We start from the raw sequence: 16,198 nt of genomic DNA on the forward strand, positions 1-16,198 counted from the left end.
ATTCCAAACCGATTCGCTTTATTTGTGTTATTCAGACGAAGACACAAACAACCACTTGTACATGAAAGCGACGCTGTACGGAATCTTTTTCGGAGCATTGTTGCTGGTTTCCTGCCGCAACGAACAAACGCAAAAAGCTGAAAATCCGCTATTTACTGCCTTAGAACCTACGCAAACGGGTATCAGTTTTGCCAATACCCTAACCGATACTGAAAAAATCAACATTCTGGATTACCTCTACTACTACAACGGTGGCGGAGTCGCTGCGGCCGACTTCAACTTAGACGGCAACATTGACCTGTTTTTTACGGGCAATCAGGTGAAAAACCGCCTGTATATCAACAAAGGCAATTTTGAGTTTGAAGACATCACCGAAAAAGCGGGCGTAGGCGGCTATGCCGACTGGAAAACAGGCGTAACCATTGCCGATGTAAACGCCGACGGCTACCCCGATATTTACATTTGCGCCGTTGGCAACTACAAAGGGCTGGAAGGCGCAAACGAACTCTACATCAACAACGGCGATTTGACTTTCACCGAAAAAGCCGCCGACTACGGGCTGGACTTTACGGGTTTTTCTACGCAAGCGGCCTTTTTTGACTACGACAAAGACGGCGACTTGGACTGCTACCTGCTCAACCATGCCGTGCACACTTCGCGCTCCTACGACCGCGTAACGGCACGTAACCTGCGCAACAACGAATCGGGCGACTACCTGTTCCGCAACGAAACCATTCCTTCCAAAGATTTGAAAGGACAAAAACCTGCTAAAATTTTCACCAACGTTTCCGAACAGGCAGGCATTTTCGGCGCGGCAATGGGCTACGGGCTGGGCATAGTAGTAGCAGACCTGAACAACGACGGATGGGAAGACCTCTACATCGGCAACGACTTCCACGAAGACGACTACTACTACATCAACAACCGCAACGGCACATTCACCGAAAGCCTCAAAGGTGCATTCGGGCATATCAGCCGCTTTACGATGGGCTGCGATGCGGCAGACCTCAACAATGACGGCTACATAGACCTTATGTCGCTGGATATGTACCCCGAAGACGAAACGGTGGAAAAATCATCTGTAGGTGAAGACCCTTTTGACATTTATCAATTCAAATTGGCTTATGGGTTCGCCTATCAGTTCAGTCGCAACTGTTTGCAGTTGAATTTGGGCGGCAAAAAGTTTGCGGAAATTGCTTCGCAGGCCGGAGTTGCAGCCACCGATTGGAGTTGGAGCGCCCTGCTCGCCGATTACGACAACGACGGGCACAAGGATATTTTCGTAACCAACGGCATTCCGCACCGCCCGAACAATCTGGACTACATCAAGTTTTTGGCAAACGACTCGCTGCGCCGCGCCATCGGCAACCCGCAGGAAATTGACCGCCAATCCGTGGCACTGATGCCCGAAGGCAAAGTCCATAACTATATTTTCAAAGGCGAAAAAGACTATCGTTTCAGCAACCGCTCGGCTGAATGGGGGTTTGATGAGCCCGATTTCAGCAATGGCGCGGTCTATGTAGATTTAGATAACGACGGCGATTTGGACTTGGTAACCAATCGCATCAACCAAACCGCAGGAGTTTATCGGAACAATGCCGAAAAAATCAGCCCGAACAGTTGGGCAAACTTCACCTTCAAGGGCGATTCGCTGAACCGTTTCGGCATTGGGGCAAAAGTTTTTGTAAAAGCCAACGGCGAAACACAAATGCAGCAACTCATGCTTACGCGCGGCTTCCTTTCGGCAGTTGCGCCCGTGTTGCACTTTGGCTTGGGACAAGCGCAAACCATTGATTCACTCGTAGTGATTTGGCCGGATTTTCGCACCGAAATAAAAACCAAAGTGCCTGTCAATCAACTCATTACCTTAGACATCGCCAATGCGCGGATGCAGATGCCGCCTACCCCCTTGCCTTTATTTGCACCGCAGGAAAAACCGCTGTTTAAGGCGCTGGCTGCTCCTTTTGAGTGGCAACACCGCGAAAACACCTTCTTTGACTTCAACCGCGAAGCCCTGATTCCTTTCAAGGTATCTACCGAAGGGCCTAAAATGGCCGTGGGCGATGTGAACGGCGACGGCTTAGACGACCTTTACCTGTGCGGTGCGAAGTATCAGAGCGGCGCACTTTATACACAAACCGTCAACGGATTCAAATTGTTGCAAGTAGCTGATATTGAAACAGATTCGGTTTATGAAGATGTGGACGCACTGTTTTTTGATGCAGATAAAGACGGCGATTTGGACTTGTACGTAGTCAGTGGCGGCAATGAGTTTTTTGGCCAAATGGAGGAACAGTACGACCGCCTCTACCGCAACGACGGCAAGGGCAATTTCACCCGCGACCGTCAGGCGCTGCCCCCAATGCCCGACAATAAAAGTTGCGTGCGTGCCGCTGACTTTGACGGCGATGGCGATATGGATTTATTCGTCGGTGGGCGCGTGGTGGCTTATGCCTACGGGCGCACACCTCGCTCCTACCTTTTGCAAAATGACGGCAAGGGCAATTTCAAAGATATCACAAGTACGGTAAGCGGTCTTGCAGACGTGGGCATGGTTACCGATGCACGCTGGGCAGACCTAAACGGCGACAAACAGCCCGATTTGGTAGTCGTCGGCGACTGGATGTCCCCTGTTGTGTTCCTGAACCAAAAGGGCAAACTGACAGCAGCAAAAGACAACGGCTTGCAAAACCTCAATGGCCTGTGGCAGGCAGTAACTGCGGCAGACTTAGACGGCGACGGCGATACAGACCTTCTGGCAGGCAATATCGGGCTGAACACCAAGTTTATCAAAGACAGCAATCCTTTGCTGCAAATTTTCGTTAAAGATTTTGACAAAAACGGCAGAGATGAGCAAATTCTGGCCTATAACCGCGGCAAAAAAATATATCCCGTAGCCTTTAAGGATGAAGTCGGCAAACAAATTCCTTCCGTTATCAACAAGAAGTTTACCGCCTACAACCAATATGCCGGCAAAACGCTGGGCGAAATAATGGAAGACAAACTGATGCAGGATGCCACCCGCAAATCGGTGAATACCTTCGCTTCCATGTGGTTGCGCAACGATGGCAAAGGCAATTTTACGCCGCTGCCACTGCCTGCCGAAGCACAAATGAGTAAAATTTTCACTTTCCATGTAGCAGATGTTAATCGGGACAACCGCCCCGATGTACTCATCGGCGGCAACCTGTACGGTGTAAGCACCTATCAGGGGCGTTACGATGCTTTCTGCGGTCTGGTATTGCTCAACCAAGGCAACGGGCAGTGGAAAAGCCTGCTGCCGCATCAGTCGGGCTGGCTCACCGAAGGCGAAGTGCGTGATATTCAACCCATTACTATTGGCAGCAAGCGGCGGTGGTTGGTTGCTCGCAACAATGGCAGTTTGTTGATGCTGGAACAGTAGCTTGCACAAAATTTGTTCTCATTAAACTACACCCATTTGAATATGCCCACAATTACCTTGAAATATCATAATCCGCAAGACTTACAATTGCTTCTTATGCTTGCTGAAAGGTTAGGCATAAAATCTGTTGAACCAACCTCATCAGCAACATCCGACGGTGCAAAAATGAGTGCTGTATTGGAGCAATTGGCCTCCATCAATGCCTTTGCCTCTATTCAAGACCCCGTTGAATGGCAAAGAGAAATAAGAAAGGATAGAAATATCAGCGAATAATGGCATTCCTCATGGATAGTAACCTGATTATTTATGCTTGTCAAGCCAATAATCAGGAACTGCGAAATTGGGTTATCCATAACAACCCCATTGTTTCAATTATCAGTAAAATTGAAACAATGGGCTATCATAGGATAAAAGCGGCTGAAAAGTTATTGTTGGAAGCGCTTTTTGAAGCTGCGGTAGTTCTGCCACTAACTGATGCAATTGCAGAAACAGCAATTGCACTAAGGCAACAGAAGAGCATGACTCTTGGCGATGCATTAATTGCGGCGACTGCCATAGAACACCGACTAAGCCTCGCAACAGCTAATACAAAAGACTTTGAACATATTGAGAACCTGCTTGTAGTAAATCCATTGACTGCCCATTAACTTTCTACAGAAAAGTCCTTGCCCTATCGTACTTTTGTCTGTCAATAGGCTCTTTATTCTATCCTATGAAAGTACTGCTTAGCTGCCCTCCCATGATTGGGCAAATCCACGAGTTCAGGCATCTGTTTGAAGCACAGGGCATTGAATTAGTTATTCCTGACTTTGTGCAAACCCTGACCGAGCAACAACTCATTGAGTTACTGCCCGAATTTGACGGCTGGATTATCGGTGATGACCCTGCCAATGAAAAAGTGCTGACCGCAGGAAAAGCCGGTAAGTTGAAAGCCTGTGTCAAATGGGGCATCGGCGTGGACAATGTGGACTTTAAAGCCTGTGAAAAGTTGGGGATTCCTGTTTCCAATACGCCCTATATGTTCGGCAATGAAGTAGCTGATTTAGCGGTTTCTTATGTATTGGCATTGGCGCGGCACACTTTCCCTATTCACAAAGGTGTAATGGAAGGCCGTTGGCCTAAACCGCCCGGTATGAGCCTGCAAGGTAAAACCGCTGCCATTCTGGGCTATGGCGATATTGGGATGCACGTTGCCAAAAGGCTCGCCGCTTTTGATATGCACCTGATAGCCTACGACCCCTACACCCGTTTCCGCGACAAGGTAAAAGGCGTTGAATTTCAGACATTCCCGAACGGGCTTTCCTATGCCGATTTTCTGATTGTTACTTGCTCACTAACTCCCGAAACCCGTCATCTGGTTAATGCCGGCACAATAGGCATGGGCAAAGACGGTATGCGCATCGTCAATGTATCGCGCGGGCCTGTGATAGACGAGAAGGCACTGATTGAAGCACTCAAAACAGGCAAAGTAGCAGCAGCAGCGCTGGATGTATTTGAAAATGAGCCGCTTCCGATGGACTCTCCGCTGCGCCATTTTGAGCAATGCATTTTTGGCACACACAACGGCTCTAATACAGTAGAAGCCGTACATCGGGCAAGTATGCGCGCCATAGAATTGCTGTTTGGCTTTTTAGGAATCAAGTAATTGCGCTGCAACCAACTGTCTATGCTTAAAAATCTGATTTACAGGCTTCTGGGAAGACGTAATACCAAAAAACTCTTCTATCGGCTGCGCCCTAACCGAAAACCTCATTTTTCGGAAGCGGAGATTATTGCAGATTTTTTCTTTGATTTTCTCAAACCGGCACATCCGTGTACCATGATAGACGTTGGCGTACATTTCGGAGAATCCTGTGCGGAATATGCAGCAGCGGGCTGGCGAGTTATTGGCTTTGAGCCCGACCCGAACAATCGCGCCAAAATTCCGCCCATCAAGGGGCTGCAACTGCTTCCCCTTGCCGTCAGCGACCAAGACAACCAAGTGGTGAACTTCTACACCAGTCGCGTTTCGTCGGGTATCTCATCCTTATCGGCTTTTCATTCTTCGCATTTACCCGCAACACAGGTAAAAACCATTACGCTGCGCACCATTTTGCAACAGGAAAAAGTTGCGCAGGTAGATTTTCTGAAAATTGACATTGAAGGGCATGATTTGTTTGCCCTCAAAGGCTTTCCGTTTGAAACCTGCCAACCTACGGTTATTCTCTGCGAATTTGAAGACTACAAAACCGTACCCAACGGCTACACGTACACTACACTGGGCGATTTTTTGTGCGACAAAGGCTATATGGTATATCTTTCCGAATGGAAACCCATCGTACAGTACGGCACTCAACATGAATGGGACAGCATCAAGCCCTACCCTTCCCGCTTACAAAATGCACAAGGCTGGGGCAATTTTATAGCCGTACTACCCGATTATCAGGCACTTTTTGAGCAGGCACTGCAACGCTATCTGCATTTTATCCGACAATACTCATCTACTCATCACTAAACCATTTTTGCATTATGGACAGTAAAAGCAAAGAGTTTCTCTACCGCTACCTGAACAACGCCTCCCCCACAGGTTTTGAAACACCCGGCCAGCAAATTTGGCTGGACTACCTCAAACCATACACACACAGCTACTTCACCGATACCTATGGCACAGCCGTAGCAGTCATCAATCCCGACAAGCCCTACAAAGTCGTGATTGAGGCACATGCCGATGAAATTGCTTGGTTTGTCAATTATATTTCACCGGATGGATACATCTACGTAGTCCGCAATGGTGGCTCCGACTATGCCATTGCCCCATCCATGCGGGTAAATATCCATACAGAAAAGGGCATTGTCAAAGGCGTGTTCGGATGGCCGGCCATTCACGTGCGCGATGACAAAGACGACCCCAAACCTTCCCAAAAAAATATCATCATAGACTGCGGCTGCGACACCAAAGAACAAGTAGAGGCATTGGGAATCCACGTAGGATGTGTAGTTACCTATGAAGACGGTTTTACGGAACTCAATGACAAGTACTTCGTAGGCCGTGCAATAGACAACCGAATGGGCGGCTTTATGATTGCAGAAGTAGCCCGCCGCCTGCATGAAAACGGCGTACAACTTCCTTACACACTCTACGTAGTTAATTCGGTTCAGGAAGAAATCGGGTTGCGTGGGGCAGAAATGATTGCACGCCGCTTACAAGCCGATGTGGCCGTATGTACCGATGTATGCCACGACACCAAATCACCGTTGTACGACAAAATTAAAAGTGGCGAACAAGTCTGTGGCAAAGGGCCTGTCCTTACCTACGGGCCGGCAGTTCAAAACAACCTGCTTAAAAACATCATTGAAGTAGCACAGAAGGAAAATATTCCATTCCAACGGGCGGCAGCTTCGCGCAGCACCGGTACAGATACCGACGCATTTGCCTATTCAAGCGTAGGTACAGCCTCCGCGCTTATTTCGCTGCCTCTGAAATATATGCACACCACCGTAGAGATGGCACATCAGGAAGATGTAGAAAACTGCATTCGTCTGATGTACAGTTTCTTAGTACAGTTGCCGGCCGGAACAGATTTCAGATACATCAAGTAATCACAAGTAGGAAAAGCCCTCAGAATCATACAACTCTGAGGGCTTTTGTTATGTATGTAAGCAGAAATTATCGCTTAAAGCCGAGTACGGCAGCGCCGCAATAACTTTCAGACTCTTTGAATGAGAACAGGATGTAGTAAATACCCGTAGAGCGGCAACGATAAGTCCAACCCGGATAAGATTTACCATTCAAGTTATTCGTCGTAAGCTCCTGCCGCTGATTATCCAGCAAGGTTGCTACAATACCTTTCGCGCCGCCATCTTTACCTTCAATACGGAGCATGTAGTTGGTGTCTTTGCTAAATACGCAGGTATATTCAATGTTCTTGCGAACGCCATTTTTACCATCTACTTTATAGCTTTTCACAAAGGTATAGCCTTGTTGCAATGCTTTCAGTGCCTTTTGGCTATATCCTTCTGCATCGCACTGAGCGAATACACCGATAGAGAAGAATAAGAAAGGCAATAATGCTGCTGTTTTAGTTAGTGCATTTCGCATATTCACAAAAGAAGTTTAAAAAGAATTAAGACTTGATAATTTTATTACGGATAGACTTAACCATGCTGGTAATTGCCTGCACATCGGCATCTTGAATGATAATGGTGCTGACCGTATTGTCTTCTGTAATGATTTCACCATTTACCACCTTCTGTGTGGGCTTTCCAACAGTAGTCTTAATCTGAACTTTGCTGTAAATCTTGTTTAACTCTTTCAAGTCCGCAATCAAGGTTGCAAAGTTAGGCTTAGTCTTATAAACATCTAAGATAGTCAAAATTTGCTCCAAGGCAATTTTTTGCTCGCCAATACGGTCTCTTAACTCTTTATTATTGGCTTTTTGATTCACAAGCGTGGTTAAGTAAAGAGCTTCAACCCATCCGCCGGTCAGAATCAGGATAGTTAAACTTTCGCGCTTCTGTTCGTTCAGGTGGTTGTGAATTTTTTCCAAATTCTGCTGTGTCAGTTGGAGCAATTGCTCTACATTACCGCTGCTGGAAGCGAGTTCCTTGATGGTTTTGTAGTCAAAATACTGTCCAATACCCAAGTTATCTGCCAGTTTCTTAACAGCGTTCAGGTAATTGAGCACATCCTGATTTTTATCGTACAAATTGGCAAAACCAAGGTCTGTGCTGTAAACACCCAAATTCAAGGCTTGGCTGTAGTTGGTATTATAATTTGTTACCAGATTGTGGTCATTCAGGTTAGAAACATTGTATGGAGCACCAATGCCTTTAATCAGGAAGGAAGTTTCAATCGGAGAAGGTATGGATTGCATAATATTGGCAACCAAATCATCCGAAATTTGGGGTAAAGCTGCCTCACTTGCAGCATCAGGAGCATTGTTCACCACCTGCTGGGTATTGCTTTCGGGGGTATTGGCACCGCAGGCAAGCATTAATACCAAGGAAAACGACAGATATAATCTTTTCATAATAAAAACGAGTCTTGTAGTTAGGGTAGCGTCCACAGTTATCTACGTTTTAGTTAATCAAAAAAAAAGCCAAAAATGAGCACTATGGTCAAAGATTATCTCTTTGCAAATTCTAATTTACCGAACAGCTTAATCAACTTACGTAACCACTCAAAGTAGAGTGCAATATACAACAACACGGTCATCAACCAAATAACTATCAGATTGAAATAGTAGGTACTTATCAGATTTCCGCCAAAGTGTTTGAACGGTGCAAAGAAATGTGTGCGATAATCCAGCAGATGTTCCGGCTCGGGCAGCGTAAATACAGGGTCTGTATTTTGGATAATTTTATTGTCTTCTATGAATGTTTTATCAAGTACGTTTTCATTCTTGACAAAATCGGCAAGGTTGTCGTTGTAGTAAAGGTCTTTTAACTGATTGATGGTGATGGCATTACCGGATTTCCGCGCCTGTTCTTCAAAAACCATGATGATAGAGTCGCGGGCATCTGCCATACGTGCCTGAATTTGACCGTACAAAATATTCAACTGCCGAGTGTGCAACCTGATTTTCTCTAACGATTCCTCATTGAATGAGGCTGCATCGAGCAATGCGATAGCTTCCTCCTTACCGGGAACAGGCATTTTGTCTTTTTTCAGTTCGGCTGCCACTATTGCAAGGTTGTTTTTTCGCTGTTCTTGCTCAGATGCAATACGGCTGTCGGTTAAATCACTTGCTGCTGTAAGCAGTTCATCTATCTTGGGCAACCAAAACGATGTTTTGTAGTTGGCAGCGCTTTCTTGCCGGTCTATTTCGTAGAACATGCGCTCATATGGGTTCGATTTAAATTGCTCAACGCAAATGGCTTCATATGCCCATCGGGATGCCCATATGTCGGTAATCAAAGGCGTTTTACCCTTGCTTGCAATCGCATTATTCAACTTTTCAAAACTGAAAATACCACCGCTAAGTATCATTTGCGGAATCAGCAGCAACGGAATCAGTACATAAACCGTAACCGCATTGTTGAAAGCAGAAGATATGTTCAGCCCCAACACATTGGCAAAGCAGGAAACAGAGAACAGCACCAACCAATAGGTAAAGTATTGCTCGCTGATACCAAGCACCAAATTGCCGATTACTACGAATGAAAGGGTTTGTATGGCCGACAAGCTAAACAGGATAATCAGTTTTGAGAACAGATAGCTTGTACGGCTCAGATTAAGGAATGATTCCCTCTTCAATATCTTTCTGTCGCTGATAATTTCTTCTGCGCTGACAGTAAGCCCCATAAACAATGCAATGATAATGCAGATAAGTATGTAGGCCGGGATATTGTCATTGTAGCGGAATACATACTCGCCTTTACCTAAGCTGTCTTTGTAACGAATCACCAAAGACATTAACAAGGCAAGTGCGGGAGCCTCAATCAGGTTCACAGTCAAATACTGTCTGTTACTGATTTTAGCAATAGCATCGCGCGTGGTAAAAATAATGGTTTGCTTGAGCTTAGACGGAATATGCAGTGTTTTGGGCGGCTTCTCACGAACTTCCTCTACCCGCTCTACTTTAAAATTAGCCTGATACATTTCGTTCCATTCCTCAGGCGTAATTTTCCGTTTGTTGGTAAACTCACCGTATTCATCAACCACACGGGCTTCAATAATATTGAATATCTGTTCGGGGTTTACGTTGCCGCAAGTCATGCACTGGCCGCGTTCACTGCCTACCTGACGCGTTGCCTTTTTGAAATATGTAACAGCCTCTACCGGATTGCCGTAGAACGCCGGATAGCCGCCGGTATCGAGGATGTACATCTTGTCAAACATCTTGTAGATGTCCGATGAGGGCTGGTGTATAACCGTAAATACCAATTTCCCTTTCAGGGAAAGTTCTTTGAGCAAGTCTATTACGTTTTCGGAATCACGCGAAGAAAGACCGGACGTTGGCTCATCCAAAAAGAGAATCCCCGGTTCGCGGATAAGTTCCAAAGCAATGTTGAGTCGTTTGCGCTGGCCACCGCTTATTTTTTTGTTCAGCGGACTGCCGACTTTCAGGTGCATGATGCGGTCTAAGCCCAAACTCTCCAATACAGAAACAACTTTTTGGGTTATCTCGTCATCAGACAAGTCGCGGAAACACAACTTGGCATTGTAAAACAGATTTTGGAATACAGTTAACTCCTCAATCAGCAAATCATCCTGCGATACGTACCCTATCACGCCCTCGATGTTTTTGCTTTCTACGGGGTCGTGAATGTTGAAACCGTTAATGGTTACTTTGCCTTCATAAGGAGCCTCTAACCCTGCCATTACATTGAGCAAGGTCGTTTTGCCTGCACCACTGGCACCCATAATACCTATCAGTTTGCCTGCACCTTCGGAAATATTGATATTTCGCAGGCCGATGGTACCGTTAGGAAATTTGAACCAAACCGAATCAACATTAAATGAAATGTTGTTTCTGACAGTGTCGGCAGTGTACTTGCTGATGAGGTCGCTGTAATAAAGCGGTGTACCCTTAGGGGTTTTAATGATACTACCGTTGGAAAATAAAACGATGCTGTCGCGCTTTACAAGCTGCCCGTTCAGGTAAATTTCATCGTGGCCGGTGTATTTGATAAAATATAAATCTACACTTTTGACACGGATGAATATAATTTCGCCATCCAACTTGCCGCTATCTATGTAGCGTCTTTTACTGCCTTCGGTTGGAGGTTCGTCATCAAATATGAGAATATCTTCGGAGTCTAATGCAGACGAGTGTTCTTCTATTGCATAGGACTCCATCAGTTTGTATTCTTCTTTGGGGATATTGAAAACAGAAGCAACTGTCTGGATAATTTCCATTCGTTGGGCAGTAAAACTCCGGTTTGAACCGACCATTTCCAACAGTTTAAAAAGTACGATAACTTTTTGCTTCTGTGTCAGCGTTTTGTTGATTCTACGACACAGCGACAATACGCGAACTGCCTCATTTACACGAGTAACTCTTTTTTTGCGCTCAACTTTGGTATCCCCTTCCTCCGAATCGTCATCGATACCATATTCGGCATATTTATCGTACAGTGCCAAATATTCGGCCATTGTCTCCGAATCAAGGTCTTGCTGATAGAAGCTGATGATAAAATTTCGTTCAGCTTCGCTCACGCCTGTATCTTGTTTAGAGATAATGGCAAAAAGTTGGGTTAGTGCTTTGAGTATTTCCTCACTCATGGTAAGTCAGACTGCTGTGCTTCAATAAAAACACTGCAAAGTCTTGGGTGAATGCACTTTTTGACTTTGCAGTGCCGTCAGAATTTAAGATAAGTTTTTAGTAAGACTTGAACTCAAATGGTACATTTTCAACAAGTTCTGAAAATTCTTCGCCGGCTTCTTCCATATCTTCATCGTCTTCGTGGTAATACCATGTAACGCGTGTGCCGGCAATGTTGTCCAGCTTGGAAAGAATATCCAGAATCAACTTGGAGGATGCTGTATTGAAATATTCCAGTTTAAATAAAAAGTTAGTTTCCGGATTAGGAGCAGCTTGGTACTTATCGAGCCACTCTAATATGGGTGCATAAAATTCCGCAGCATCTTCCGGCAAAGATCTTCCCGAGATTTCGAATAACGCCTTGTCTTTATCTAAAATGATTTTGGGCGTATCTTCTGTGCCTTCCAAATTAATGATTTCCATTGATTATATGAATTAGCCGTTTGATCTTGAAATAGTGGTTCTGAGTGAAAAGAAAGAAAGCGCATCGTTGATAGGCTCAAAGTCGTAGCGGAGTTTTTGTCCGGACTTACGTGCCATATCTATAAAACCAAGGCCTGCCCCTCCTTTGGAAGAAAGCTCACCGTTTTTGATGATTTCTTTATAGAGTTCTTTGAGCCCCTCTTTGTCTAAACTGTTAATATGAGCGAGGCGTGCGGAGAGGTCTTCTACTCGGTCTTGGGGGATGGCATTACCCGACGTGATGATGTACTCGTTGTTGTGCTTGCCTATCATGAATATGGCGCTGTTTTTACCATAGCTTTCCGTATCGTATGATTCGGCATGTTTACAGATGTTTTGTAAACATTCAACCATCACGTTAAACACTTTTCTTTTAATGGAGGCTTCCTCGCCGAAAGCATCCATGTTGCGTTCTGCCATTGCCAAGACCGATTTGGTTATCTCTTGGGTAAACTCGCCTTCGTATACCAAAATCAGGTTTTGCCTAAGCATTATCCTGTGCAAATCATAAATATATTTCATTGCATATCAAGTTTGCATTGCAAGGTTTTTTCAGTTATAACAACGATGGAAATCGCAAAAAGTACCTTACATGTATTTTGTGGCTCAATTTAGTACTTTTTAGCTATTTCACACCCTATCATTTAAAATTTAATTCCTATCAGAAGTACATCGTCTGTTTGCATGTGCCCGTTGCGCCACTTCTCAAAGGCATTGTCAAATATACGACGTATCTCGTGCATGGGTTTTTCATGGTTTTGAGCAATAATCTCCCTGATTTGACGCGGTGAGAACTTCTTGTTTTCGGGGCCGCCAAACTGGTCGGGCAGGCCGTCTGAAAACAGATAGATAGAATCTCCTTTGGACACCGTAAACTCATGGCTGCTAAAGCCAATGCGGTTGCGGATTTGTCCGCCGCCTACCGGGAATTTATCGCCTTTTTGTACGTGTAACTCTCCGTTGATTACATAATACAACGGACGATGTGCGCCGGCGTACTGCACTTTGCGGGAAACCAGATTGATTTTACAAAGTGCTATATCCATACCATCACGCGTAGTGGCGTTTACGTCTTGCCGCAGTGTGCGAGTTACGCCATCGTTCAAAAGGTCTAATATTTGGCCTACATCGGTTGTATTTTGTGTATTGACTACATCGTTCAGGATAAAATAACCAATCAGCGAAATTAGCGCTCCGGGTACGCCGTGCCCGGTACAATCTACTGCGGCTATGTATATATCGTTCCCTTTTTGCAAGAACCAAGGGAAGTCGCCGCTTACCACATCGCGCGGACGGTAGTAAATAAACGAATTGGGCAGTACTTTTTGGATAGTGGCTGTATCGGGCAAAATAGCGCTCTGAATACGCTTGGCGTAGTTGATACTTTCCGTAATCTTACGGTTAATGGAAAGTATCTCCATTTCCGCTTCCTTAATTTCCGTGATATCATGCGACACAATCAGCACTGACTCGATGTCTTTGTTCTCATTCTGTTCAGGAATAGCATTTACCTGCATGATTCTATTACCCGACAGAGAGGGGAACGGCATTTCAGTTTTTACGATTTTGTTAGCCGAAATGGCATTGTGCAGCAGTTGTGCCCACTGATGAATCAGTTCTTCATCGAGTCCTGTTTCCTGAATGCGCTTGCCGAGAAGCTCGGATGGGGTTTTACCTGTGTAAGAGGTAATAACGGGGTTAATATAAAACAACTTACCCTCCGGATTAATCCTTGTAATCAGGTCGGGAGAATTTTCGGAAAGTGCCTGCATTTGACCACGCATACGTGCTTCGCGCTCGGCTAACCTGCGTTCGGTGATATCACGGTAATTAACTACGATACCTCTGATAGCAGGGTCTGACAGAAGGTTATTGCCTGTTGCCTCGAGCCAAATGGCATCGCCATTTTTTTGTAGATACTCGAACTGTACCATTACCTTTTCATCAGGGTTTTCCAATAAGTCGCGGAACATTTGGCGGGCAATGGCTACACTGTTCGGATGTACATATACGATATCGTTGATACCTATCATCTCATCCTGCGTATAGCCGAGAATGGCTTCTACCGAAGGACTGATATAGCGAATGTAACCATCTTCTTCATAGATGGTAATTACCTCAGAAGCATTCTCGAGCAATAATTGCATCCGTTTTTGTGAACGGTTTACTTCTTGTACCTGTTCTTCCAATTGGGCATTTGTGCGGCGCAACTCTTCCTGCGTTGCTTCCATGATAATGGCATTTTCGCGCAGTGTTTTTTGCCTTGCCTGTAATTCCTCACTCATCTGTTGTGCCTCAGCAAGCAGGCGAAGGGTGCGCTCATTAACCTTGATATTGAAGATGGTTCGCGCTGTGATGGCGCTGATTTCTTCAACAAACTTAATTTCTACTTCTTTAAACCGCTCGAAGCCGGCTAATTCTATAACCCCGTAAACCGTTTCGTTGGTAATTAAAGGTACAATCAATAAACACTCGGGTTTACGGTCGCCCAGAATACCGGAGGAAATGGTCATGTAATGCGAGGGTATTTCTGTCCGCAGGATAGTGTCTTGCTCGATGGCTGCCTGACCTATCAAACCTTCCCCTATGCGAAACGTACTTTTCAGGTATTTGCGCTTAGCATACGCATAAGAGGCCGTCAGCTCGATGAGTTGTTCGCCGTCAGGCTGCTCATTGACCACATAAAAAGCCCCCTGCACTGCTCCGACTTTCTGTACGATGTAGGCTATTACTTCATAACCGACTTCTTCCAAACGATTGCCGGAGCGCAATATCTGTCCAACTTCTGCAACACCCGATATAATCCAGTTGCGCTCATCATCGCGCTGTTCGGCACGCTGAATGTTGTCGCGCATGGTAATCAAGGCATTGCCCAGCATATCATCCGGCCCGGCAGGCTGAAAGGCGATGTCATAGCGTCCTTCGCCTATGTGGCGGGCAAAATTGGCGTGATTTTTCAGCGTACCAACCAAATTGCCCACGGCTGCCGCCATTTCGCCGATTTCATCGTGGCTTTGCATAGCAACTTTTTCAGGCAGAATACCCTGTGCCACCAGCCCTAATGTGGCTTTCAGCGATTGGAGCGGAGCAGTCAGGTAATTGGAGAATATCAGCGATACGGCAAAGGCCACTAACAGGATGAAGACCGCAGCAAAAAGAAATGACAGCAGCAACACATCTAACTGCTTATCAAGTTCTTCTTGATCCATTTTAACGGTCAGCCCCCACTCTACACGCGGCAAATGCCGCCAAACAGCAAGTGCCTTCTTATCGCGGTAATCTTGCAAAACGCCAAACCCCGATTCTCCCAAAGCTGCCAGATAGATAGGGTCGGGATTGCTTTCGTCTATAATTGACGACTGTGTGAGCAACGGAAAGGAAGACAGACGGGGTTTGTTGATATAATCTAACTTATTACCCGAAAGTTTGCTGAGAATTACTTCGCCGGTATTGCCTAAGCCAAGTGTATCAGAGGTAAGCCGATATACTTTAGCCATATCAAACTCGGCAATAACGTGCCCGATGATTTTCTCATCAAAATCGAATACCGGAATGGCTACATTGAGCAATGCACGTTTTTCCGATATCTTGGTGATAGCACCGTAATAAATTTTTTTACTGGCATTAAATTTTATCTGGTCGTAGTCGGGGAAATTTTCACCCACCAGCAAATTATCTAAATTCTTGTTTGTTTTGTAAACAATCAATCCCTGCGAGTTGAGCAGCAGGATGTTATTGTAGCCGTAGATTTCCTGAATGGGGACTAAGTAGTCGTTCAGGCGTTTTTCAATGGCAAAATAGGCGCTGTCCACGTTATTAATGGCGCTTGCCTGCATGAGGCTTTGCAATATCCTGTTAGAGCTTTGAATCATCCGCAGGTTGTACTCCAATTGTTCGAACATATCGTCCAACTGCGAACCGATTACAGAGCTCTTCAAATTTAATGACTGTAAGAAGCCCTGTTCAAAACTGTCTTTGCCGAAACGGTAAGAGAGGAAGGTTACGGAAAAAATAACAATCGTTACTACGCCGAGCAACAATATGGATATTTTACTTCCTATCTTGATTTCATTAAACATAAAGCTGT

Annotated in this window: 12 protein-coding genes; 6 read left to right on the forward strand and 6 right to left on the reverse strand. The window is 45.4% G+C overall.

The genetic code is table 11. From position 1 onward, the window contains the following. The first annotated feature begins 61 nt into the window (after positions 1–61). The 6 genes from NDK19_RS09985 (at position 62) to NDK19_RS10010 (ending at position 6,982) form a co-directional block, all read left to right on the forward strand. Entirely contained in the window at positions 62–3,403 is a 3,342-nt protein-coding gene (locus tag NDK19_RS09985) for a VCBS repeat-containing protein (RefSeq protein WP_250631732.1), read from the forward strand. A 42-nt stretch (positions 3,404–3,445) separates the two neighbouring features. Next, positions 3,446–3,676: a hypothetical protein gene (locus NDK19_RS09990; protein WP_250631733.1), complete on the forward strand. Its 231-nt coding sequence runs from the start codon at positions 3,446–3,448 to the stop codon at positions 3,674–3,676. Beyond that, the gene (locus tag NDK19_RS09995; protein WP_250631734.1) at positions 3,676–4,050 is read left to right on the forward strand and encodes a type II toxin-antitoxin system VapC family toxin; all 375 of its coding nucleotides are present in this window, start codon (positions 3,676–3,678) and stop codon (positions 4,048–4,050) included. The genes NDK19_RS09990 and NDK19_RS09995 overlap by 1 nt, the downstream gene beginning before the upstream one ends. 65 nt (positions 4,051–4,115) lie before the next feature. Further along, positions 4,116–5,048: a phosphoglycerate dehydrogenase gene (locus tag NDK19_RS10000; RefSeq protein ID WP_250631735.1), complete on the forward strand. Its 933-nt coding sequence runs from the start codon at positions 4,116–4,118 to the stop codon at positions 5,046–5,048. A gap of 21 nt (positions 5,049–5,069) precedes the next feature. Beyond that, complete coding sequence (locus NDK19_RS10005) at positions 5,070–5,897, forward strand: FkbM family methyltransferase (protein WP_250631736.1); 828 nt, start codon at positions 5,070–5,072, stop codon at positions 5,895–5,897. Between the two features lie 14 nt (positions 5,898–5,911). Continuing rightward, positions 5,912–6,982: a M42 family metallopeptidase gene (locus tag NDK19_RS10010; RefSeq protein WP_250631737.1), complete on the forward strand. Its 1,071-nt coding sequence runs from the start codon at positions 5,912–5,914 to the stop codon at positions 6,980–6,982. Positions 6,983–7,049: 67 nt separating this feature from the next. Here NDK19_RS10010 and NDK19_RS10015 read toward each other — a convergent pair whose 3' ends face one another. The 6 genes from NDK19_RS10015 to NDK19_RS10040 all read right to left on the reverse strand — a co-directional run bounded on the left by NDK19_RS10015 (position 7,050) and on the right by NDK19_RS10040 (position 16,190). After that, positions 7,050–7,481, reverse strand: coding sequence for a hypothetical protein (locus NDK19_RS10015; protein ID WP_250631738.1), 432 nt, complete (start codon positions 7,479–7,481; stop codon positions 7,050–7,052). Positions 7,482–7,506: 25 nt separating this feature from the next. Then, on the reverse strand, positions 7,507–8,412 hold the full coding sequence (locus tag NDK19_RS10020; protein ID WP_250631739.1) for a hypothetical protein: 906 nt from the start codon (positions 8,410–8,412) through the stop codon (positions 7,507–7,509). 95 nt (positions 8,413–8,507) lie between these two features. Next, positions 8,508–11,609: an ATP-binding cassette domain-containing protein gene (locus NDK19_RS10025; protein WP_250631740.1), complete on the reverse strand. Its 3,102-nt coding sequence runs from the start codon at positions 11,607–11,609 to the stop codon at positions 8,508–8,510. Between the two features lie 97 nt (positions 11,610–11,706). Beyond that, positions 11,707–12,072, reverse strand: a complete 366-nt coding sequence (locus NDK19_RS10030) for a DUF1987 domain-containing protein (RefSeq protein WP_250631741.1) — start codon at positions 12,070–12,072, stop codon at positions 11,707–11,709. 12 nt (positions 12,073–12,084) lie between these two features. Then, positions 12,085–12,633, reverse strand: a complete 549-nt coding sequence (locus tag NDK19_RS10035) for a SiaB family protein kinase (RefSeq protein ID WP_250631742.1) — start codon at positions 12,631–12,633, stop codon at positions 12,085–12,087. A gap of 122 nt (positions 12,634–12,755) precedes the next feature. After that, positions 12,756–16,190: a PAS domain S-box protein gene (locus NDK19_RS10040; RefSeq protein WP_250631743.1), complete on the reverse strand. Its 3,435-nt coding sequence runs from the start codon at positions 16,188–16,190 to the stop codon at positions 12,756–12,758. Positions 16,191–16,198 lie beyond the last annotated feature (8 nt).

Source organism: Rhodoflexus caldus, assembly GCF_021206925.1.
Classification (GTDB): Bacteria; Bacteroidota; Bacteroidia; order Cytophagales; family Thermoflexibacteraceae; genus Rhodoflexus; species Rhodoflexus caldus.